Source organism: Kaistella jeonii, from assembly GCF_000812865.1.
Lineage (GTDB): Bacteria > Bacteroidota > Bacteroidia > Flavobacteriales > Weeksellaceae > Kaistella > Kaistella jeonii.
The window spans coordinates 443,307-466,492 of the sequence record NZ_JSYL01000001.1 but is presented as its reverse complement, the minus strand read 5'-3'; the positions used below and the strand labels follow the sequence as shown (position 1 = coordinate 466,492).

Annotated in this window: 15 protein-coding genes; 5 read left to right on the top strand and 10 right to left on the bottom strand. The window is 34.0% G+C overall.

Features of this window, described 5'->3' with window-relative positions; all coding sequences use genetic code 11:
• Window positions 1-197 precede the first annotated feature (197 nt).
• The 6 genes from OA86_RS02025 to uvrA form a co-directional block, all read right to left on the bottom strand.
• Window positions 198-1,514, bottom strand: a complete 1,317-nt coding sequence (locus OA86_RS02025; protein WP_169743935.1) for a lysyl oxidase family protein — start codon at window positions 1,512-1,514, stop codon at window positions 198-200.
• Window positions 1,515-1,537: 23 nt separating this feature from the next.
• Window positions 1,538-3,730, bottom strand: a complete 2,193-nt coding sequence (locus OA86_RS02020; protein WP_074781354.1) for a hypothetical protein — start codon at window positions 3,728-3,730, stop codon at window positions 1,538-1,540.
• Between the two features lie 4 nt (window positions 3,731-3,734).
• The gene (locus OA86_RS02015) at window positions 3,735-6,059 is read right to left on the bottom strand and encodes a hypothetical protein (RefSeq protein ID WP_039347967.1); all 2,325 of its coding nucleotides are present in this window, start codon (window positions 6,057-6,059) and stop codon (window positions 3,735-3,737) included.
• Between the two features lie 107 nt (window positions 6,060-6,166).
• On the bottom strand, window positions 6,167-6,781 hold the full coding sequence (locus OA86_RS02010; RefSeq protein WP_039347964.1) for a response regulator: 615 nt from the start codon (window positions 6,779-6,781) through the stop codon (window positions 6,167-6,169).
• A gap of 56 nt (window positions 6,782-6,837) precedes the next feature.
• Window positions 6,838-9,837 (bottom strand): sensor histidine kinase, encoded by a 3,000-nt coding sequence (locus OA86_RS02005; protein ID WP_039347961.1) that lies wholly within the window; start codon window positions 9,835-9,837, stop codon window positions 6,838-6,840.
• 118 nt (window positions 9,838-9,955) lie between these two features.
• Window positions 9,956-12,742, bottom strand: coding sequence for an excinuclease ABC subunit UvrA (gene uvrA / locus OA86_RS02000; RefSeq protein WP_039347958.1), 2,787 nt, complete (start codon window positions 12,740-12,742; stop codon window positions 9,956-9,958).
• Between the two features lie 349 nt (window positions 12,743-13,091).
• On the opposite strand from uvrA, the gene OA86_RS01995 reads away from it, so the two are divergent.
• The 5 genes from OA86_RS01995 (at window position 13,092) to OA86_RS01975 (ending at window position 20,007) form a co-directional block, all read left to right on the top strand.
• Window positions 13,092-14,900 (top strand): TonB-dependent receptor plug domain-containing protein, encoded by a 1,809-nt coding sequence (locus OA86_RS01995; protein WP_039347955.1) that lies wholly within the window; start codon window positions 13,092-13,094, stop codon window positions 14,898-14,900.
• Window positions 14,901-14,951: 51 nt separating this feature from the next.
• Window positions 14,952-15,668 carry a DUF2490 domain-containing protein gene (locus OA86_RS01990; protein ID WP_039347952.1) on the top strand — a complete coding sequence of 239 codons (717 nt, stop codon included), beginning with the start codon at window positions 14,952-14,954 and terminating at the stop codon, window positions 15,666-15,668.
• 142 nt (window positions 15,669-15,810) lie between these two features.
• Complete coding sequence (gene dnaN, locus OA86_RS01985; RefSeq protein ID WP_039347949.1) at window positions 15,811-16,941, top strand: DNA polymerase III subunit beta; 1,131 nt, start codon at window positions 15,811-15,813, stop codon at window positions 16,939-16,941.
• A 150-nt stretch (window positions 16,942-17,091) separates the two neighbouring features.
• The gene (gene pheT, locus OA86_RS01980; protein ID WP_039347946.1) at window positions 17,092-19,491 is read left to right on the top strand and encodes a phenylalanine--tRNA ligase subunit beta; all 2,400 of its coding nucleotides are present in this window, start codon (window positions 17,092-17,094) and stop codon (window positions 19,489-19,491) included.
• A 117-nt stretch (window positions 19,492-19,608) separates the two neighbouring features.
• Window positions 19,609-20,007 (top strand): META domain-containing protein, encoded by a 399-nt coding sequence (locus tag OA86_RS01975; RefSeq protein ID WP_039347944.1) that lies wholly within the window; start codon window positions 19,609-19,611, stop codon window positions 20,005-20,007.
• A 62-nt stretch (window positions 20,008-20,069) separates the two neighbouring features.
• Here the strand turns inward: OA86_RS01975 and OA86_RS01970 are convergent, their stop codons facing one another.
• From OA86_RS01970 to OA86_RS01955, 4 genes are read right to left on the bottom strand one after another with little or no spacing between them, the layout of a single operon-like run.
• Window positions 20,070-20,312 carry a DUF8828 family protein gene (locus tag OA86_RS01970; protein WP_039347940.1) on the bottom strand — a complete coding sequence of 81 codons (243 nt, stop codon included), beginning with the start codon at window positions 20,310-20,312 and terminating at the stop codon, window positions 20,070-20,072.
• Between the two features lie 33 nt (window positions 20,313-20,345).
• On the bottom strand, window positions 20,346-21,668 hold the full coding sequence (locus OA86_RS01965) for a hypothetical protein (RefSeq protein WP_039347937.1): 1,323 nt from the start codon (window positions 21,666-21,668) through the stop codon (window positions 20,346-20,348).
• Window positions 21,669-21,675: 7 nt separating this feature from the next.
• Window positions 21,676-22,245, bottom strand: a complete 570-nt coding sequence (locus OA86_RS01960; protein WP_039347934.1) for a hypothetical protein — start codon at window positions 22,243-22,245, stop codon at window positions 21,676-21,678.
• Between the two features lie 3 nt (window positions 22,246-22,248).
• Entirely contained in the window at window positions 22,249-23,139 is an 891-nt protein-coding gene (locus OA86_RS01955; RefSeq protein WP_039347931.1) for a 3-hydroxybutyryl-CoA dehydrogenase, read from the bottom strand.
• Between the last annotated feature and the right edge of the window lie 47 nt (window positions 23,140-23,186).

Here is a 23,186-nt window from a genome sequence, read left to right as displayed (position 1 = left end):
TGAATTGACGTAAGATCTGTTGGAAAATCGATGGCAGTATTATTTGATATTTGAAATGATTGAACTAAAAATAGAGTGGATTAAATTTATAAAATTAATTTGGGTTTGCGGGAACTGAGTCATTAATATTTAAAGTTACATGTAAAGAAACCACTTTTAAAAAAGTGGATTTAGTTTGATTAATTTTTCTGTGACCATTATTGCTTTTCAATTTTTATCGGCATCGAAAAAAGATTGTTTTTCCTATTGCTTTCATAATATTTATGATCCGGATCTATTTCAATTTCCAAAATATAATCTCCGTTTTTCATGTATTTTGGTAGTTGCAAAAACTGACCTTCATACATCAAACCGTAATAATCATAGCCGCCAACTGCAATACCCTGTTTCATTAATTCACAACTAGGGTAATCACCTAAACCGTAATTTTTCAGATCATTACCATATTGTTTATTATCAATGATGCTGTTTTTATCTTTTTCATAAAGCATTCCATTAGTAAAAAGACAGTAACTTACTTTAGCACCTTTTGCAACAATAATTTTTTTGTTTTTTTCAAATTTCACCAATCTCATTTCTATCCAATCATCTACATGATAATGTTCATGACCGGGGAGTTTTTCATAATAAATGGTTCCTGATTTTTTATTTACGGAAGAAAAATTTTTGTCTTTTAAAGAATAAATTTTCTGAAAAAGGGGAAATCTTTTATCCGATTTGTCAAAAGCGGGTTTATTGATTTTCATTCCTAAAGTATCTGGAAAAACTTCTAATGGTCCTAAACCAATATTTGCTATTGCTACAGATATTTTTAGTTGAGAATGAAAGTGTTCATCATCGTTAGAAAATTCTTGAAACTGTGTTTTTGTAAAATTAGGAACGATAACTAAATCTGGTAAAAGTTCAATGTTTTTTCCATTATTCAAACAAAATTCGGGAGTAGCAAAACTGCAAATATTTCTTTTTTTAATGATAGCTGGGTTTTTACCAAAAGTAATTTGTACTTCATCGAGAAATCCTTTTTCTTCCGGTTTTAAATCTTCGATTAATACTTTCCAAGTTCCGTTTGGATTTTGATTGTTGTTGAAATAAGCAAACTGTCCGTCGGGAATAAAATTTCCAGTAAACGGATTTTTTGCAGTGTTTATAATTCCATCTTTTCCAAATTGTGAAAATTTAGTTGCGATATAATTTTTGCCAATTAAACCTCCATTTCTGTTGGTTACCCATGAAGTTGTTCCGTCTGGAGCTTGTAACTGGATTTTCAAATCACTAGTTCTATTATGATGAAGCGTTATTTCCACACTTTCTAGTCCGAAAATGCCATCAATGTTGATTGGTAGTCCGGAAACTTCAACGGGTATTTCTTGCGTAAATACCTCTCTGAAATTATCATAAAGTTCTACATTTTTAGCTGTAAATGTTTGGGCATTTATTGTTGATGAAATAATTAAGCTAAAAAAAACATAAACAGACACTTGTAAAAAGCGTCTGTTTAAAGTATTAATCTTCACTATTTGCATTTTGCTTTATAAATTTATTTCAAATCTACAGTAAAACATTTTAAAATTTCTTTCTCGCAACAATTAACATCACGGATGATAATTTTCACGCAGATTTCTGCTTTAAGATTACAACAATCTAAACCTGTAGTTTGTGGTAAAGCAAGAGAGAAAGATAAGGTTCCTGGCATTGGTATAATTCCGCCATTATTGAAAACGGCTTCTCTATTATCAATGGTTACTGCATTACTAAATGAAGGAGCAATAGATGAAAGAACTGCGGATTGAATACTTCCCCAAGTTTTCGGCGTGTTTTTGCAAAGAATACAGTTTTCGTTTCCTGTGGATGAAACCAATCTAAATTCCTCTACCAACATTCTTACCTCTGAAATTGGTGTAGAATTATTGATAACAAAATTCCCAGAAATCATTCCATTTTGATAAACCGGATTTCCTTGTAATGTTACCGATGCATTTCCTCCACAATCGCTGCACGGTGGTGGACAAACGATAACCAAGGGAATCCTGATTGGTGGACATTTTATGTTTCCGCAAATTGGTGTGATGTTAATAAAATAACTACCACAAGGTAAATTTTTAATTGCAGTTTGTCCTAAATCTAAACTGCTCGATCCTGATAATGCTATACTTGAACCAGTAGTTGGGCTTATCAAATTATAGGAGAAACTAGCATTACAATTTCCTTTGCAATTATAGTGCGGAAATAAAATTCCCGTAGAAGTTCCTTGATTAAAACTTAAAGATGGAATCGGAGCGGGAGGCGTAGAAGTATTTGTCCACCAATTGGCGTTATCGCCTAAACCAACACTTGCCCAATCACCGCAGTCGCATGGAGAACAAGCGTTCGGGTTTTTATAAATTTCTACATCGCCGAGGAAGGTTTTATCATAGTAATTTAAATTATCGTCTGCATCAATCCATATTGAATTAGAAATACTATTTGAGCTGCCGCCATGTGCGTTCATTCCTTGCACTCCATATACGGTATTACTTCCTGTCGCAACATTTATATAATCTGCGGTGAAATAAACAGCATCATCACAAGCATAATTTGAATTTGTTCTTAATTTATTGTCAGAATAACTCACTCCACCTACAGCGTTTTTACTTCCACCGACACCTGAACAATTAGCACCCAAGTTTTGACCAGAAGGAAATAAGTTCACAGAATTTACCCAATTTGTTGACAGAAGTGGTGAATTTTCAAATTCTTTTACATTTGAATTATGTGGTGCTAAAACTCCAAAAACTCCCCAAGATTGTTGACCGACCAACATCTTTTTTCCATCATTAGTGAAGGCTATATCAGAAATTACTGGAAGAATTTGACAACCATAACTAACTGAACCTACATAACCTCCCCAAGATCCTGGTGACAAATTTATAACGGGAATATTGACAAAAGTTTCCGTTCCAAAAATAAAATTTCCCCCAGCATCTAAATCTACAGAATAAATTTCATTGTTTCCATAGCCACCAATTGAATTAAAGTTGCTGTCGGTTGAAATTTTCGAATAATATAATTTTGATAAGCTTGAAGATATCTTTCTAATCGCTAAACCATAAGGCATTTCTCTTTTATCATCATTGTTTTTACCAAATTTAGGATTAAAGGCTGGTTGGTTACTCCAAAGCGAAGATGCAGTTGAATTTCCTGTTAATCGATGAATCTCCCCTGTTTCCCAGTCAGAGACATAAATGTTTTCAGTAGTTCCAAATTTTCCATATTTCAGATTACCAAGAGATCTTAAACTTGTTGCGGTTCCAGATCCAGAAATATTATTAAAATCAAAGACCAATGAATTTGATCCTATCGAAGGAGTTTGCCCTTTTAATCTCCAGATTTTTCTATTGTTTAAAGTTAAACTTCCATAAATCTGAGTAGAACTAACGTAAACATTCGGATCTGTATTTTGATCCATTGTAATTCCAAAAACATAACCTAAGGTATTTACATTCCAATTGGTATAAAAATCATTTGGAGGTTTTGGCGCTGGTGAAGTCCACGTTGAACCTAAAGGTGCAGTCATAGTATTAGATGTATGTATAACTCTTACTACTGCAGGAGTTGTCGAGGGTCCCGCCGCAGTATACGAATTCGGACTGTGTGTAATAACTCCATCACCAAATTTTAGCGGAAACTGACCAAAACACTTCGTATTAATAATTAAAAAGGCCAGGATAAATATATATTTTAAATTTTTCATGATTTTAGTTTTTAATGTTAGATACTTTTGTAGAAACATCTTTAATATCAATACCGCCACCTGTTGGGTTTTTGATTGGACATTGTCCTTTTTGGTAAGAATATTCAAATACTTCACTACACATTCTGCATGCTCCGTTTTGATCTTTGTAAGTGTAGGTGTATCGTATTTTAATTTTAAATTTTTCACAACAACAAGTCAATGTAGAAATTGGTGGTAAACTGATATTTAAATCAAAAAAATACTTATTAGGATTGGCAAAATATAAAGTGTGATGCGTGTTCCCAGTAAGAGGATTTGTAGCATTGCCAAAACTTCCATTGGATAAACCAGAGGTTCCACTAATAAAATTCCCCCATTGGTTTGAGTTTTTATCACATTTCATACAGTCATCGCTTACTTCCCGGCTGAACGAAATAATTTCTGCTTTTGCTGCCACGATTGTTGCTGCTGTTGCAGGATTCATATCCCACCATGCTTGGTGAATGCTTAGAGAATTTCCTGCTGCAGTATAAGATGCATTTGGCGTATAATCACTGTCATATTCCAATGCTTTTTCACAAAAATCACAAATACAGGATTTTAAATCTAACGTTGCTTCCACACCGGGAATACATTGCGTAGTAACTGAACCCGGACATTGATCACCTTGAAGTGCTATTAATATTGAAGGTGAAGTTGTAATGATTTCTATACAATAATTTTTACTTGTTGCTGCTCCTTGTAATTGTGCTTGTAAAGGAAATCCAGAAACTTGTGTAAAGGCAATTGGGGAAATAGAAGAATCATAAATTTTAAGATCTGAAAGAGCAGATGTGAATTTTAAATCACAGTTACTGCTTTGGTAATTAGAAGTGAAACAAATTTTATGTTTGAAACCGCCGTTTACATAACCTTCACAGACATCTGTAATATTTGTAATATTTAGATGAACATCACAAGGTGTTACGGTAAAATTACTTGATGTTACACCACATTCACTAACTACAACCATTCTATAAACGCCTTCTGTAAGTTTTCCTTTTTCTACAGAAGATTCTATCACCGCGCCACTTTGCTTACCCACTAAAGTAATAGGATTAAATCCAGTATTCTGTGCTTCTTTGTCAAATTTTGTTGATATTAAAGTAGAATTTTGGGTATCTGTGAAGTGTGACAAGTTTTCTATTTTATTAAAATAATTTTTGTCATTTGAGATTTTATAAATTTTGATATCGACATTTCCTGTTTTCGCCAAATTTTCATTATTTATTACAACTTTTATTGGTTCATTAATACTTTGGTTACTACCATTACTTGGTGAAAGAATCTGTACACAATTTGGTTTTTTTGATGATTCTTTTTTAATATGAGTTGCCGTGAAAATATCAGAACCGTTTGACATCTCAGTATTTTTTATTCCAGAATCTGCTTTTGTCATTTTGCTTATACCATTCCAACCTTTATCATCAACTTTTTTTCTATCACGACAGTCACCATTTGGACATCTGTTTCTACCAAAATCAAAGCTAAATCCTACATTTAAAGACAGTGCGTTATAGGAGGTAGATTTTACATCGCTTTTTACTGTAGTTCCTAAATCCAATTGTTGTTGTTCATATTGCCCAGCTTGATTAGGGTTTCCTAAAGGTTTTAATATTGAGATTTGCGTATTGATCTTCGGACCGAAAATATAAGCAGCATCTGCAAAAATTCCCAAACTATTCGTAAACATATATCTTAACCTTACTTTTGGAGTAATTGCTAAACCAGTAGTTTTTGTTTCTGGTAAAGTCCATAAATTATATTCTTTGGTTTGTCCATTAACTTGAGTTGTTTGTACGGCACTGACTTCTTTTTGGGTCATGCTGAAATATTCTGCCAAAACCAGTGAAGAAATAGTGAAATGTTCTCCAAAATTAAAATTGGCTTGTGGTCCGCCGCCAATTCTAAAGCCTGGATTTTTTGGATCTACCCCTTTATATGCAACAGAACTGGAATTTTGCCCAAAAATTTGATAGGCATTAGGTAAAGCAACACTTGGATCGCCATTTCCACCAAAATTATAAGTTCCACCGATATTTAAACCGAAACTATGACCTTTCACTGTTCCATCCCAACCTTTTCGAAAAAGTTGAAGTGGTATAAAGACATCTCCACTGATTCCCGACGAATTATTCACGTAAACATCTTTGGTTGCAGAATTAGGCATTGTAGAATTATAACTTACATTAAGTCGAGGACCGCCTTTTACGACTCCGTCCCAACCTTTACGGGCAGTCTGTTGCGCATGAGTTGATAAAAATGATCCGAAGAAAAGTAGAATCATAATTTGTTGAATTGTTTTCATACTATTGATTTTTTAATTTTTTTCTTTACAAAGATTATTGAATTTTATGCAACAAAAAATCCCTAAAAATAGGGATGAGGTAAATTGTAAACAGGAAGGTAAGAGACTTAGAGATTTTTGTAATACCAAGCAATAGCTTCGCCCAAAGAGGAGATATGCAGTTTCTCGTAAATGTGTTTCGTGTGAGAATTGATGGTAGAGTAACTTACACCTAAAATATCCGCAACCATTTTATAACTGTTTCCTTCCGCGAGGGATTTTAGAACTTCCTGCTCTTTCGCGGTTAGGATTTCTAAATTTTTTTTTGGAGAGAAATAATCTAAAACCCGTTTTGCAATTGCAGGATTCATGGCGGCACCACCTTCATAAACTTCTTCTATGGCCTGCAAAATCCTCGTCGGATGGTCAGATTTTAGAATATATCCACTTGCACCATTAGAAATACTTTGAAAAATTTTATCACTGTCGTCAAATGCGGTTTGTATCAAAACTTTTATTTGCGGAAACTTGGATTTTATTTGTTTCAAACCTTCTAAACCATCAACAATAGGCATATTAATGTCCATTAAAACTACATCAGGATAAAACTCTTCCATTTTGCTCAAGACATTTTCGCAATTTTCTGCGTCTCCTACATATTCCAGATTGTCGCTTAAGGAAATAAGCGCTTTCAAACTGTTGAGCCGTTCTAAACTATCGTCAAAGGCGAAAATCCGAATCATTCTGTAGATTTCTTCAAAAATTATTTTTACAAAGCTAATGGTAAAATCACGGTATATTATTCCCTAAATCTAGGGATATTAATGATAATTGAAGTTCCGTCATCAGTAGCTATTTTTATTTTTGCTCCTAATTCCCCTGCTCTTTTTTTCATATTGGTAAGACCGTTTCCCCCGTTTTCAGTTTTTGTAAACCCAATTCCATTATCAAAAATCTGTAATATATAATGAGTTTCATACTTTGTTATGACCAATTCGGCTTTTGTGGAATCGCTATGTTTCAGGATGTTATTAAGTGCTTCTTTACAAATTAAAATAATGTTTTTCCGAGCTGAAAAATCAGTGATTTCTTCATTAATCGATTCATCTATTTTTATTTTATACTTAATATTAGAACTGCCCAAAATCTCGCTTGTGATTTTTTTTATTCTCGTGCTCAAAGACATAAATTCATCTTTCGAAGGTTTTAAACTCCAAATGATATCCCCAATATTTTCGGAAATATTCTTCGCTTGGGATTCTATTTTTTTCAGAATTTTTTTTGCTTCTATAGGATTATTATCGAATAATTTTTGAACAACAGCACTGTTAATTTGCAAACTACTAAGTGAAGCTCCCAAATCATCATGCAAATCTGCGGTAATTTTATTCCGTTGTTTTTCCAGTTCTAATTTGTGCCGGAATTTTCTTTTTTGAAGCGTATATTTCCGCCTGTTATAAAGATAAAATAACAGCCCGGTGAATAAAATTGAATTGATGATCCAAAACCAAATTGTTCTATAAAATGGATTTTTAATGGTAATTTTTACTGTTTTCTGAACGTTAAATTTATTACTGAATTTATCATAAACCGCCAATTGTAACTGATAAGTTTTTGGTGATAAACTGGTGAAATCGATCTGTGCTAAATTTGATTTTAAGATCCATTTCTTACCATCAATCCGATAAGCTATTTTATAAGATTCCGCATTAGCCAAATCCGAAATAGCGACTTTTAGCGAAATGTTGTTTTCATCTGCTTTAAAATTGATTTTTTCGATAAAATCTGGATTAATTTCAGGTCGAAAGATTTTAGAATTTATCTGTATTTCATCAACATAAATTTTAGGTTGATAATTAGAAGAATGCTTTAGCGGCGGTTTAAAATAATTAAAACCCATTGCGCCACCAAAATACAAAGTTCCATCTGGAGTTTTACAAAATGACCGATTATTGAAATCCCAGTCTTGCACTCCGTCTTCTAAATCATAATTAATAACTTCAAAAGTCGTAGCATTGATAGAGCTTAAACCTCTTTGATGACTCACCCAAATATTCCCGAAATCATCCATCAGTAATCCATAAATATAAGTTCCTGCCATTCCGGAATTAGCATCAAATAATTTTAAAATGTTGAAGTTTTTGTCTAGAAGGTAAAGTCCGTTATCGGTTCCAACCCAATAATTTCGTTTTCGAACATCTTCCTGCAAATAAAAAGATTGTTTACCAGGAAGAATCTTTTTTTCAAAAATTACGTTTCCGTTTTCGGTCGTTTTTGCCAAGAGCATATCGCGATTAATGTAGCTTATTGCAAAACGATTCCCCGAAAGTGGGTTGATGTAAAAAGCGTTTTTTTGCGTTTGATGAGGTATTTCTGTAAAGCTGTTTTTTTTGATATCAAATTTTATAAGTCCCATTTCCGTTGCCAGCAGAAGCAGATTTTCGGAAACCGCTTTTATATCCTGAATTTTGCCGAATGGACTTAAAGTTTTACTGGATGCGAACTGCGATACTTTTTTATTTTTATCCATAAAAAGTAAATTGCTGCCCGCAAAACTTGCGTCATTATATAACCAAATTCCTTTCCTGTATTGATCATGACTGCTTCTAAAGCTGGAGTTATTATTTATAATTCCAGTAATTCTTTGTGCAGCTTTTGTATTTTTATTCCAGGTATAGTTTGAATTGATGAGCAGTTCATTTTCATTAATAGAATTTATAGTAGCAACCCCGTTAAAATCTGGATTGGTAAAAGTATTTTCACTCGTTGCTTTTTTAATTAAAGGTCCACCAAAATCAAAAATGAGTTGACCTTTTCCATCATCACAAAGCCAGAGTCGGTTATTTTTATCGAAACCAAATTGATAATAAGAAAAATTTTTATTTTCTTGAAAGATTTTTTCACTGGTCTTTTCCTTTAAAATCGTTAATTTATTCTGCTGAAATAGAACCAAAAGCTTTCCGTTTGAACTTGCCGCTAATAAATTTTTTAAAGAAGAATTACCGATTTCATTTTGAAGGACTACATCATTATTTGTTAAATCATCAATCAATAAACCTTCGTTCGTACCGAAAAGGAGTTTCTTGTTTTCTTTGGTATAATAAATAGAATTGAATTCCAGATTCTCCTTCAAAGAAATTTGATCCAAAGGTTTATCGATGTCTTTTGTTTTCAAGTCTAATTTTAAAACTTTATTTTTAGTGCAAAACCACGCTTGACCGCCAATAATCATGGGAAAACTTTGGTAAAAAGTCTTAGAAAAATTTTGATTGTAAACGTGGACAGAAGATAGTTCCGGTAAATTGAGCTTGGTGAAAAATGCTACTTTATGCGTTTTAACATCAAAACTGGAAATTTCATATTTACTATTGAAACACCAGATTTTATTATCCCAAAATACAAATGGCATTGTCAGCTGAATATTGTTATCCGGAAAAATTTTAAGTAAATGAAACTTATTTTTTTTCCTTGTGTAGCAATATAAACCTTTTGTAGAACCAAAATACATATTGTTTTCTGCATCATCCGCAATTCCGTAAGCTTGAGCCAAATTCGGACAATTTTCAAAATAGCGGTTCAGATTATAAACTTTTACTTGGCTTCCGTCTAATCTATTGATCGCATCATTTGCAGAGAGCCACATAAAACCGAGTTGGTCTTCAAATCGAAAATAATTAGAACCCTGCGAAAGTCCTTCGTTTAAGGATAATGTTTTTACAGAAAAATTAGGAGTTTGAGAAAAAATAAAGGTTCCCGAAAATAGAAGTAGTATCAAAACTGTAAATTTTCGAGTGATCATTCATAGGAATTTAAGTAAAGTTAAAAATATTTTGGAATTAGAAGAAAGAATTTTTTTTAGGAATTTAAAAAGCCAACTTCGAAAAGCTGGCTTATATATTATCAATGTTGAAATCAGTTTACTCCAATTTCTCCTTCAAGTATTTACCTGTGTGCGATTTTTTATCTTTCGCCAAATCTTCCGGTGTTCCGGCAAAAACAACTTCACCACCGTATTTTCCCGCTTCCGGACCAATGTCGATCACATAATCTGCTGTTTTTATAATATCAGGTTGATGTTCAATTACAATCACCGAATGTCCTAATTCTATTAATGCTTGAAGAGATTTCAATAATTTATTGATATCATGAAAGTGCAGTCCTGTAGAAGGTTCATCAAAAATAAAGAGGGATTTGTCAGTCGTAACACCTTTAACTAAAAATGAGGCTAATTTTACCCGCTGCGCTTCACCGCCAGAAAGGGTAGAAGAACTTTGACCCAACTGCAAATATCCTAAACCAACTTCCTGCAAAGGTTTTAGTTTGGTCACGATTTTTGTCTGATTATTTTCTGCGAAGAATTCCAACGCTTCATCAACCGTCAAATGAAGGATATCGGAAATGTTTTTTTCGTCGAATTTTATTTCCAGAATTTCATCTTTAAAACGGGTTCCGTGACAGGTTTCACATTCCAGTTCAATATCTGCCATGAACTGCATTGATACGGTAATTACGCCGTCTCCTTTGCATTCATCGCATCTTCCGCCATCAACGTTAAAGGAGAAATGTTTCGGTTTTAGATTTTGAACTTTCGCCAGTTTCTGTTTTGAATATAAATCCCGTATATCATCATAAGCTTTCAAATAAGTAACGGGATTTGAACGGCTTGATTTTCCGATGGGATTTTGATCAATGAGTTCAATGTTTTTAATGATTTTATCCGGAAATTCCACCGAATCATAATCACCTTTTTTTCCACCCATTCCGAGCTGAATCTGAATGTCATTAGTCAAAATATCTTTCATCAAAGTCGATTTTCCACTACCGGAAACACCGGAAATGACGACCAGACATTCCAAAGGAATATCAACATCGATATTTTTTAAATTATTTTGTCGCGCTCCTTTTATATGAATCCACTCTTTCGGTTTTCTACGGGTTTCAGGAACTTTGATTTCCAGTTTTCCTGTTAAATATTGTGCGGTTAATGAATCTGAATTTTTCAGTTCTTTAAAATGTCCCGCAAAAACCAGTTCGCCGCCTAGATATCCTGCTTCCGGACCAATATCAATAATGTAATCTGCAGCTTTCATCACGTCTTCATCGTGTTCTACAACGATTACGGTATTTCCCAGATCACGCAGATTTTTTAAAACTTCAATTAAGTTTTCGGTGTCTTTGGAATGTAAACCAATCGAAGGTTCATCTAAAATATAAATGGAACCAACCAACGAACTCCCCAAACTTGTCGCCAGATTAATTCTTTGACTTTCTCCACCCGAAAGTGTGTTGGAAGTCCTGTTAATGGTCAAATATCCCAAACCAACTTTCTCCAAAAATGCTAATCTTGTGGTGATTTCATAAAGCAAACGTTTCGCGATTTCTGCGTCGTGTTTGTTCAGCTTTAAAGAATTCATTAATGGTAAGAATTCATCTAAAGGAAGATCAATCATCGACTGAATATTGTGTCCATCGATCTTTACCCATTTTGTTTCTTCACGCAACCGCAAACCTTCGCAAGTTGGGCATAAGGTTTTTCCACGATAACGTGAAAGCATCACGCGATACTGAATTTTATATAAATTTCCTTCGAGCATTTTGAAGAAATTATTGATGGAAGGGAAAGTTTTCGACTCGTCGCCTTTCCATAAATAATTTTTTTGCTCTTTCGTCAGTTGAAAATAAGGTTTGTGAATCGGGAAATCTTTTGCTTTTTTGATGAAATCTTTTTTCCATTCACTCATGCTTTCGCCTTTCCAGCTTGCAACAGCATCTTCAAAAACAGAGAGATTTTTATTCGGAATCACCAGATCTTCATCAATACCAATTACTTTTCCGTACCCTTCACATTCCGGACAAGCTCCGTAAGGATTATTAAAGCTGAAAAAATGAACATTAGGTTCCATAAATTCAATGCCATCAAGCTCAAATTTATTAGAGAATTCTCTGATCGTTCCGGTTTCAATATTTTTCAAAGAACAATAGCCGCGACCTTCATAAAAAGCCATTTGAATGGAATCAGCCAACCTTTGTAGAAAACTTTCGTCCTCTTCATAACTGAAACGATCGATGACCAGTTGAATTTCCATTTCTTTTTCCGGCACGAAACCAAAACTTTCTAAATCTTCAATTCCCGCAACATTTCCATTCACTTCTAATCGGGTAAAACCAGTAAGTTTTAACGTATTTAAAAGTTCAGTAAAATGATCAATTTCATAAATTAAAGGACTTCGCAAGAGAAACGTCTGATTTTCATTTTCTTTAATGAAATTAATGACGTCGGTAACCGAATCTTTTTTCACTTCATTTCCGGAAACTGGCGAATAAGTACGACCAACTCTCGCAAAAAATAATTTCAGATAATCATAAACTTCCGTGGAAGTTCCAACCGTAGAACGGGGATTTGAAGAAATTACTTTCTGTTGGATCGCAATCGACGGCGCTAAACCTTTGATATCATCAACTTTTGGTTTTTCTAATTTTCCTAAAAACTGTCGCGCATACGAACTTAAACTTTCTACATAACGTCGCTGTCCTTCTGCATAAATAGTGTCAAAAGCGAGCGACGATTTCCCACTTCCCGAGACACCTGTAATCACAATGAGTTTATTCTTCGGCAGAAGTACATCAATGTGTTTCAGATTGTTAAGGTGTGCGTTTTTTACGAAAAGTTGTTTCTTGATATCGATTTCTGTCGTTGTAGCCATAAGTAAAATTGAGACCTACAAAAATACTATTTTTTTAAGGGAAAAATTTTAATAATATTCACAATAAAATTTGGTTTGTATTGATATTTTTCCAATATTTGTGTAACAAATAAGTAATAATATCATGAGAAAACTATTCAATGATCTAATTACACATTTGATGAGAAAAAGATAAAGTTTTAAGTTCTAACTTTTAATAAGATGCAACTCCAAATGGTTGCATCTTTTGTTTTTCATATTAAAATATTCCGAGAGAGAATCCTTTGTTTATTGGTTATTTCTGAAATATATTTGCCGCTTCTTTTATAAAAATCTATTAATTCAACACGATTATTTTAAATTGAGTTTAATGAAAAAAGCAGTTTTAAGTATTTTAATTCTAAGTGCAACGATCAATTTTTCAGCCCAGGAAAAAGAAGGCAGTATTCCCGAAGTTATGGTTTCGGGTAAATTACTAGAAATGCCTCTGAAAAAGGTGAATGAAAATATCACCGTGATTTCCAAAGAAGAAATTAAAAATTCTCCTGCTAAAAGTGTAGAAGAACTTCTTGCACAAGTCACAGGATTTGACATCCGCAGAAGAGGCGGAAATGGCGTTCAAGCTGATATTTCTTTGCGGGGAAGCAGTTTCGAGCAGGTATTAATTTTGGTGAACGGAATCCGGATGAATGATTCACAAACCGGTCATAATTCAATGAGTATTCCTTTCGATCTGGCGTCGGTAGAAAAAATAGAAATTGTGAAAGGTCCTGCGGCAAGGCGTTTTGGTCAAAATGCTTATGCTGGCGTCGTGAATATTATCACCAAACCAAGTTCTGAGGAAAATGTAATTATTTCCGGAAGTGGCGGTGATTTCGAAACTTATTCTTTAGGAATTGGTGCTAATTTTGGAACAAAGAAGTTCTCTAATTTTCTGCAGGCTGGTTCCTCAAGTTCAGAAGGTTACCGATACAACACCGATTACAAGATCAGCAATATTTTTTACCAGAACCAATATCAGTTGGAGAATGGAAGTTTAAAATTTCAGGCTGGAATTCAAGAGAAAAAATTTGGTGCCAACGGTTTTTATTCCACGCCAACTGCAACGGAACAATACGAAGAAACACAGGCATCGATCGTGAGTTTGGGTCTTACAAAAAAGTACAATAAATTCAATTTAAATTCAAATATTTACTGGAGAAGAGGGCAGGATTTGTATTTATTCAATAGAGCAAAACCTGACGTGTACCGAAATATGCACATTGGAAATAATATTGGCGGAGAAATAAGCGGAAATTATCAATCTACTTTGGGAACGACTGGAATTGGTGTTGAGTTGCGGAAAGAATTTTTGGCCAGTAATAATTTAGGTTCACGAGAAAGATTTGTAACACAGGTTTTTTTGGAGCATCATTTTTCTTTTTTTCAGGATAAATTTCACCTTTCTCCCGGCATTTCCTGGGCGAATTATGATACAGAAGGACAGTTCTTTTATCCCGGTTTAGATGTGGGATTTGACTTTAATGATAACCATAAGATTTACGGAAATATTGCAAAAGTAAATCGTGTTCCAACATTTACTGATTTGTATTATGTTAGTAAAACCGAAACAGGAAATCCTAATTTACTGCCAGAAAACGCCATCTCTGCAGAGATTGGTTATCGTTTTCAGCAAAATAATTTTGTTGCAAAAGTGAGCGGTTTTCTACGTAATTCGAACAATGCGATCGACTGGACAAAGCAAAATCAAAACGATATTTGGCGGGCGGAAAATATCGGTAAAATTGAGACAAAAGGGGTAGAAATTGAGTTAGGACAGAATTTCAATTCTTTTCTTAAATCGTATTCCGTAGGTTATACTTATTTGGATAGTAAATCGCTGCAATCTACCAATTTAATTTCGAGATATGTTTTAGAAAATTTGAAGCATCAGTTTGTCGCTAAACTAGAAAACAGATTCTTTAAAAATCTGACCAATCAATTGATTTACAGATATAACGAGAGGGTTACAACAGGAAGTTATCAAATATTAGATGAAAAGTTAAGCTATGATCTCAAAAAGTTGAATCTCTATGTTTTGGTCAATAATATAACCACTTCCTCTTATACAGAAACATTTGGGGTTCCGATGCCAAAACGCTGGTTTCATGTAGGTTTTACTTATAAAATTGGACTTTAACACTACTGAAAAAACTGTGTTTTATTCCGCTAGTTTTATTATTTTTGTGACATGAAAAAAAGGATTTTCCAGTTGTTTATTTTTCTTCTGATCCTGAACGTTTCGGCTCAAAGTGAACATGTTTCAAGTTTCAATGCTATTTCGGTAACTTATAAGTTTCACCCTAAATTTTTCCTGTTCGCGGAAAGTCAAATGCGTGGAATTGACGATTATTCTTATCCGGATTACTATGAAATTAAAGGTGGAATCGGGTATAATTTGACCAAGAATCATAAACCTTTCATCGGAATCGGAAGATATGGAAATTACAAAAATCATGAATTCAGCAAAGAGGAATTTCGAATCTGGCTGCAGGATGTCATTGATTTGAAAGCGGGAAAATTTAAATTTGAAAACCGTTTCCGCGCAGAAAAAAGCTGGTTTTATGAACCGCTGAAAGATCTGCATTCCGAGCGAATTCGTTTGCGTTACCGGATGAATATCTCAGTTCCATTGAATTCAGAAACGGTAAAACCTGGAACTTTGTTTGCTAATGCTTACGATGAAGTATTTTTTGTGACTACAGAAAAACCATTATTTGCGCGAAACAGAGTTTACGGTGGATTTGGATACCAGATTGATGAAAATTTTGGAATTGCGTCAGGTTATCTTTGGCAACGAGAATTCGCAAATTCAGGCAATAAAAATTTACATTTTTTATATCTCGCTTTAAACATCACGATCGACGGTTCTGCGGAGAAACATTATCATTTTCCGGGGGCAGATTAAGTGTTGATAACTTTTTCTCAAATTAACCTTTAATTTTTGCGTTTGTTTCCTTATTTTGGTCCAAATCCTTATATTTGTCAAAATATTTTTTGAAGGGGACGAATATGTTTCACAAAACTTTAGAAAAAATAAAAATTAACGAATGAAATTTATTGTTGCAAGCGGAGAATTACAGAAAGCCTTGAACACCGTAAGTGGTGTGATTTCCAGTTCTCAATCGAGACCAATTCTCGAAAACTATCTTTTTGAGCTTGAAGAAAACAATCTAAAAATAACAGCTTCCGACGGGGAAACGACTTTGATCACGACTTTGGAAGTTAAATCTGACGACACCGGAAAATTTGCGGTTCCTGCAAAGATCTTTCAGGATTTTGTAAAAACGTATAACGAGCAACCCTTAACTTTATCAGTGAAGGAAGCTTCAGACGGAAATGGAAGTTTGCTGGAGATTTTAGATGAGAAAGATAATTTCGCTGTCGCTTTGGATAACGCAGATGATTACCCGGAACTTCCGGAATTTGATGCTTCCCAAAGTGTGAAAATTTCTGCCGGAATTTTATCTGAAGCTTTAGCAAATACCCTTTTTGCGACAAGTAATGATTCTCTAAGACCTGTAATGACGGGAGTTTTGTTCCAGTTTAAAGAAGATGAAACGAATTTTGTTTCTACCGATTCTCACCGATTGGTGGTTTACAAAAGAACAGATCTGATCAACGCAGAACCGATTGAATTCATCATGCCGAAAAAGCCTTTGGCGATTTTCAAAAATATTTTAGCCAATTCTGGGGAAGATGTTATGATTGAATTTAATGAAAACATGGCGAAATTTACATTTGGAAATAATACCTGGATCTGTAGATTGATCGACGGAAAATATCCAAATTATACTGCCGTAATTCCAAAAGAAAATCCGAATGTTTTGACGATCAACAGAAATTTATTGTTGAGTTCCATTAGAAGAGCTTCGATCATGTCGAACAAATCTACGAATCAAGTTCGATTTAAATTGTCTGGAAATATTCTTCACCTTCACGCAGAAGATACTGAATATGCAAACAAAGCTGATATGCAGATTCCTTGCGATTACAATGGAGAAGACATCAATATCGGTTTCAGTTCTAAATTCTTAACAGAAATGTTATCTGTTTTAAGTTCAGACGATATCACTATGAAAATGTCACAGCCAAACCGACCAGGAATTATCGAGCCTGTTGACGGTTTAGAAGACGAAGAAAAAATCTTAATGCTTTCGATGCCGGTAATCGGAATGTAAATTAAGACCTACTATAAAATACCAATTGAGATTCAAACTTTTTGAATCTCAATTTTTTTTTAACCTTCGAAAACACGATATTTGCACCGTTCAAAATTTAGAGCGATTGTTCCGGGTTTTGAAATATAACATCTGAAACGTACATCAAAAATGAAAATCTCAAATAACTGGCTTAAAGAATATATCAAAACAGATTTAAAATCCGATAAGATCGGAGAATATCTTACCGATATCGGTCTTGAAGTTGAAGGTATCGACAAGTTTGAATCTGTAAAAGGCAGTCTGGAAGGAATTGTTGTGGGAAAAGTTTTGACTTGCGAACAACATCCGAATGCGGATAAATTGAAAGTGACCACTGTAGATATAGGTAAAGGAAAAATCCTGAATATCGTTTGTGGAGCGCCGAATGTTGCTGCAGGACAAGTTGTTCCAGTTGCAGTTGTAGGAACCATTATTCATAAAGGTTCAGATTCTTTTCCTATTAAAGAAGCCAAAATTCGGGGCGAAGTTTCTCAGGGAATGATCTGCGCAGAAGACGAAATGGGTTTGAGCGACGATCACGGCGGAATTATGATCTTAGATGAAACAAAATTCGAAGTTGGAAAAAATTTCGTTGATTATTTTGAATTGACGAATGACGAAGTTTACGAAATTGGTTTAACGCCAAACAGAACCGATGCAATGTCACATTACGGTGTTGCCCGGGATTTGAATGCGTTTTTGGTTTCGAATCAAATGAAATCAGATTTCGAAAAAGCAGTTTCCAAAACTTTAAATATTGATGGAAATACTGATTTCCAGTTAGAAATTGAGGATTCAGAATTGTGCCCAAGATATATCGGTGCAGTGATCGAAAATGTAACTGTTGCAGATTCTCCGGCTTGGTTGAAAGACCGTTTGAAAGCAATTGGCTTAAGTCCTATCAACAATATTGTAGATATTACGAATTATATTTTGCACGGTTTTGGTCAACCGCTTCATGCTTTTGATGCCGATAAAATTTCAGGTAAAAAAGTAAAAGTTGGAGTAAATCCGGCAGGATCGAAATTCACAACTTTAGATGGAGTAGAACGAACTTTGAACGGTTCTGAAATTATGATCAAAGATAGTGAAGATCACGCAATGTGTATCGCGGGAGTTTTCGGTGGTCAAAATTCTGGCGTCTCTGCAGAAACAAAAACCATCTTTTTAGAAAGCGCTTATTTCAATCCGATTGCGGTGAGAAAAGCGGCAAAAGCTCACGGTTTAAATACCGATGCTTCTTTCCGTTTTGAACGTGGAGTAGATCCAAACAGTACAAGAACGTCGATTACTCACGCGATTTCGATGATTGAAGAAATTGCAGGTGGAAAATTAGCGGGACAACTTTTAGAGCATTATCCGAAAAAGTTAGATGATCATTATGTGATCTTACGATTTTCAAAAATCGAACAGATTTTAGGAACCAAAATTCATCAGGAAAAGATTAAAGAGATTTTAAAATCTTTAGAAATTGTCGTTCTTAATGAAATTCAAAATGGATTAGAACTTTCTGTTCCTGCTTACAGAGCCGATGTAACGAGAGAAATCGATGTTATCGAAGAGATTCTAAGAATTTATGGATATAACAAAATAGATTCACCACAGAAGTTTTCTTTCAGCCCCGTAAAACTGAGTTTTGATGATCAGGATGCATTAGAAAATTCATGGGCGAGAACTTTGCAAAGCAATGGTTTTAATGAAGTGATGAACAATTCGCTTACTTCTGTGAAAGATGAAACCGACGCTGTCAAACTTTTGAATCCTTTGAGTGGTGATTTAGCATTTATGAGAAAGTCTTTATTAGAAGGACTTTTGGAAAATGCTGATTACAATATTAAAAGAAAAAATCAGGATATCAAATTTTTCGAATTGGGAAAAATTTATCATAAAAAAGAGAAGTACGAAGAGAGAAAACAATTAGCTCTTTTGATTTCCGGACGTAATGTTTCTGAAAACTGGTTGCAGCCAAAATCTACTACCGATTTTTATGTTTTGAAATCTTACGTAAAAGTTCTTTTGGATAAATTGAATTTAAAAACAGAAGAACAATATCTTGAAGATGCACGCTTTTCTGATGCTTTAGAATTTGTTTCCAACGGAAAAATTATCGCAAGATTAGGAAAAGTTTCTCCAGAATTATTGAAAGATGCCGATATTGATCAGGATTGTTTTTACGCGGAAATCGAGTTGGAAAACTGTCAGCAACTTCGGTCGAAAGATAATTTTAAATTCGTAGATATTCCGAAATTCAACAAGATCAGACGTGATTTGGCTTTGTTGATTGATAAAGATGTCACTTACGCAGATCTTTACAAATCGGCGAAGAAAAACCCTTCTAAATATTTGAAAAACATCAACCTTTTCGATGTATATGAAGGCAAAAATCTTCCGGAAGGCAAGAAATCATATGCTTTGAGTTTTGAACTTTTAAATGAAGAAAAAACTCTGGAAGAGAAAGATATTACTGAGGTTATGAATTCTTTAATTAAAACTTTCCAGAAAGAATTTTCTGCAGAATTGAGATCATAAAAAAGATCTTATTATATACAAAAGCATTTCAGCCGGAAATGCTTTTTTTTGGCAGTATATCTAAAAGCGATTCTGTGAAAGTCGATATAATTTCTTAAATTTGAGAAAATAAAAAAAATGAAGAATATTTTTTTAGCCTTGTTTGCGGTTGCTACATTTGCTTCTTGTTCTACAATGTCAAGTTCAAAAGTTGGTGGTGCTCAAGCAAACATTAGCAATACACACTGGACTTTGGCTGATAATGTAAAAGGAAAAAAACCTACGCTGAATATTGAAGCAGGTAAAATTACTGGAAATGCAGGGTGTAATAATTATTTTGGAGAATTATCTCTGGATCCAACTGCTGGAAATTTTATGACCAAAAATGTAGGCGCTACAAAAATGGCTTGTGATAATCTGCAGGTTGAAAATCAGTTTTTGAGTATGTTGAATGAAGCGAATAAATACGTGGTTTCAGGAAATACTTTGGAATTGTACAAAGGAAATCTTCTTTTAATGAAGCTTAATAAATTATAAAATATTTCAAAAATACACCTAAAAAAAGGAACTCAATTTTGAGTTCCTTTTTGCTTTTTTATTTATGCTTCTTCGTCTTCTTCGTCATATTTTGCGAGTTCTTCGTCGCACCATTTAAAGGCTGCTTCTACAACTTTGGTGGCTTCGTCTGCCATTGTTTCTTCATCATCGCCTTCTAAATCATCGAACCATTCAACTTCTTCTTCCTCTACGTTGAGGACAAATCTTGGGTATTCTGTGTGAACTACGAATAGATCTTCAGGAAAATCTGAATTGTCGGCTAATAAAAACTTTGGTAATTTCATAATAATTAATTTAACTCGTCAAAAATACAAAAATTATTGAAATTTATTCGTGTCGATCTTAATTTTTTGTAAAACTTTATATTGTGTTAATACATTTTCTTTCAGCGTATCACTTGCTTTAAAAGTGACTTTCACATTTGGATTTACAGTGCTGATCAATTCGGCGATCTGCATTTTTGAGAGGTCAGTTTCGCTTTCCATATAAAAATTGACTCGGCCTTTTTCTAATTTTTCAGATTTGAGAAATTTGGTGATTTCTCGCCGGTTTTCCAGATAATTTCCTTTAGAGAGCCAGGTGAAAACAAAGCCGGTCATCAAACTTAAAACCGTAATTCCGTAGGTTAATTTACCAAAAATTTGATAGAGTTTCTTGAAATAGACTATCCAAATCCCCAGAGAAAAAGGCGCCATCAAACGGTAGTCGATTGGATTTACAGAATAGAAATACTGAATAAAATAAGAACAGATTATACCAATAATTCCGATGAAAACGAAGAAAAATTCGGTTTCAGAAAGTTTATTTTTAAGAAAGAGAAATGCCATCAACACCATATTTAAGAATCCAATTCCATAAATAGCAACGTTAATAATTCCACCCGATGGATTTGCAATGTGAATGAAAGGATTAAAAACAGTCGTTAAACCTTGGAAAAGCTCGAACAATAAAGTAGAAGTAGAATGCAAACCGATCTCTAAAAATGTAGCAACATAATTTTCATTAAAATAATCGATGAACAAAAATTTATATGCAACCACAAAAATGAATCCGATCAATCCGGAAAGAACGAAGATTTTACCAAACGATTTTTTAAATTTTACAATCCCAAAAAGCCCGGTTCCAAACATTAAAAATAACGCCGGATAACGAATGTTGTACAATAAAATTAAGGTTAAACTTAAATAGATAATAGCTTTCGAGTCTTTGATCTCCTCATTAATTATTTTATGGGACAAGTAAAGAAATACGAATACAACAGGTAAAATTAATGTTTCGCTCATGGTATAAGAAAAGATGGAAACGAAACTAAAAAGGCCACCGATGAGAATAGTTTCTGTCAAATAAAATTTCTTTTTTCTGGCGAAATAAATGATAAATAAATAGGATAGAATTCCAACAATTTTACTTCCCCAAAATTCATCAAGTCCAAACATCGTAAAAAACTTTAAACTTAAAGGATATCCAAGCGGAGTCACTGTATTATCGATCACCGGAAAAGCGTCGGCTGTTCGCATATAACGAATAGAATCGGGATTTACCCGTCCTTTTTCGTTGAGCAGAAAACGCAAAATGATCATTACAAAAGTTGCAATGACCAATAGGATCTGGATACGGATTTCGGGTAATTTTCTGCGCATTTATTATTTAATCGTGATAAAGTCTTTTTTTCTCAGCTTCATAATATTTAACATCTTGATCCATATACTTGTAGAAAACATCGCCCAAATCATCAAAATAAATTTTCGGAAAAATCATTTTCTTTTTTATCGAAGGTATTTTAACCAATTTACTCTTTTTCACATCATAATAATTCCAGTCACCGATATAGTTGTTTGTGAGTAAATTTACACTCGATTCCCCGCTGCCATCATTGTTTGCAGGACCAAATTCGCTGCGCCACATTCCAATCAACCGCATCTTTTTCGATTCTTTTTCATACCTAAACTGAAAAGAGTTTCCGGCTCTCATTTGAGAAACACTGATTTCAAAGCCATTTTTAGTTTTCCCTAAACTAAGTGTGCCGTCATCATTATAACTGTTAGTCTTTACTTTCTTAAATTTTTCTGATGAAAGCTGACAGATCACCATACCACTTTCCGAATCGAAATAAACCTTGTCCATGATTTTATCACCATCAAAATCGCTTTTAACTATTTGATTTTGAGCAAATAAGATGGTGGGAAAAATCAGTAAAAAAAATTGGAGACTTTTCATTTTTTATTTTAAAAACATCTTTGAAACTTTCTCTGCTTTTCTACTTTCCGAATAATCATAAAAACCTTCCCCAGATTTCGCGCCCAGTTTTCCAGCCATTACCATATTGACCAATAAAGGATTAGGAGCATACTTTGGATTTTTGAAACCGTCGTACATCACATTTAAAATGGCTAAACAAACATCAAGTCCAATAAAATCAGCCAGTTGCAAAGGTCCCATCGGATGAGCCATTCCCAGTTTCATCACGGTATCAATTTCTTCAACACCCGCAACTCCGTTATATAAAGTTTCGATTGCTTCATTGATCATGGGCATCAAAATTCTGTTTGCCACAAATCCCGGATAATCATTTACCTCCGTCGGAACTTTTCCTAAAGTTTTACTCATGTCGAAAATCGCATCAAAAGTTTCTTTAGAAGTAGAGTAGCCTTTGATGATTTCTACCAGTTTCATAATCGGAACTGGATTCATAAAATGCATTCCGATCACTTTTTCCGGACGTTTGGTGACAGAAGCGATCTTCGTAATAGAAATAGAAGAAGTGTTGGTCGCGAGAATACAATTTTCTGGTGCCAATTCATCCATTTGTTTAAAAATTTTTAGCTTCAGATCTAAGTTTTCTGTTGCTGCTTCTACGATCAAATCTGCATTTGAAGCGCACTCTTTTAAATTGGTGAAAGTAGAAATGTTATTTAAAGTCCCTTCTTTTTGTTCTTCTGTGAGATTTCCTTTGATAATAATTCGGTCCAGATTTTTTGTAATTGTGGCAATACCTTTATCCAGTGCTTCTTGTGAAACATCAACTAATTTAACCTTGAATCCGGTTTGTGCAAAAGTGTGTGCAATTCCGTTTCCCATGGTTCCGGCTCCGATTACTACGATATTTTTCATAAATTTTATTTTTTTTACTTGACAGACGAAATGTAAATTTCGCTATT

What these genes read in the sequence shown, in the direction of transcription:
- OA86_RS01975 (WP_039347944.1), top strand. Translation starts at nt 19,609, where the DNA reads ATGAAGAATATTTTTTTAGCCTTGTTTGCGGTTGCTACATTTGCTTCT.
- OA86_RS01955 (WP_039347931.1), bottom strand. Translation starts at nt 23,139, where the DNA reads ATGAAAAATATCGTAGTAATCGGAGCCGGAACCATGGGAAACGGAATT.
- OA86_RS01965 (WP_039347937.1), bottom strand. Translation starts at nt 21,668, where the DNA reads ATGCGCAGAAAATTACCCGAAATCCGTATCCAGATCCTATTGGTCATT.
- OA86_RS02010 (WP_039347964.1), bottom strand. Translation starts at nt 6,781, where the DNA reads ATGATTCGGATTTTCGCCTTTGACGATAGTTTAGAACGGCTCAACAGT.
- OA86_RS02020 (WP_074781354.1), bottom strand. Translation starts at nt 3,730, where the DNA reads ATGAAAAATTTAAAATATATATTTATCCTGGCCTTTTTAATTATTAAT.
- OA86_RS01970 (WP_039347940.1), bottom strand. Translation starts at nt 20,312, where the DNA reads ATGAAATTACCAAAGTTTTTATTAGCCGACAATTCAGATTTTCCTGAA.
- OA86_RS02015 (WP_039347967.1), bottom strand. Translation starts at nt 6,059, where the DNA reads ATGAAAACAATTCAACAAATTATGATTCTACTTTTCTTCGGATCATTT.
- OA86_RS01990 (WP_039347952.1), top strand. Translation starts at nt 14,952, where the DNA reads ATGAAAAAAAGGATTTTCCAGTTGTTTATTTTTCTTCTGATCCTGAAC.
- OA86_RS01960 (WP_039347934.1), bottom strand. Translation starts at nt 22,245, where the DNA reads ATGAAAAGTCTCCAATTTTTTTTACTGATTTTTCCCACCATCTTATTT.
- OA86_RS02005 (WP_039347961.1), bottom strand. Translation starts at nt 9,837, where the DNA reads ATGATCACTCGAAAATTTACAGTTTTGATACTACTTCTATTTTCGGGA.
- OA86_RS01995 (WP_039347955.1), top strand. Translation starts at nt 13,092, where the DNA reads ATGAAAAAAGCAGTTTTAAGTATTTTAATTCTAAGTGCAACGATCAAT.
- pheT (WP_039347946.1), top strand. Translation starts at nt 17,092, where the DNA reads ATGAAAATCTCAAATAACTGGCTTAAAGAATATATCAAAACAGATTTA.
- dnaN (WP_039347949.1), top strand. Translation starts at nt 15,811, where the DNA reads ATGAAATTTATTGTTGCAAGCGGAGAATTACAGAAAGCCTTGAACACC.
- uvrA (WP_039347958.1), bottom strand. Translation starts at nt 12,742, where the DNA reads ATGGCTACAACGACAGAAATCGATATCAAGAAACAACTTTTCGTAAAA.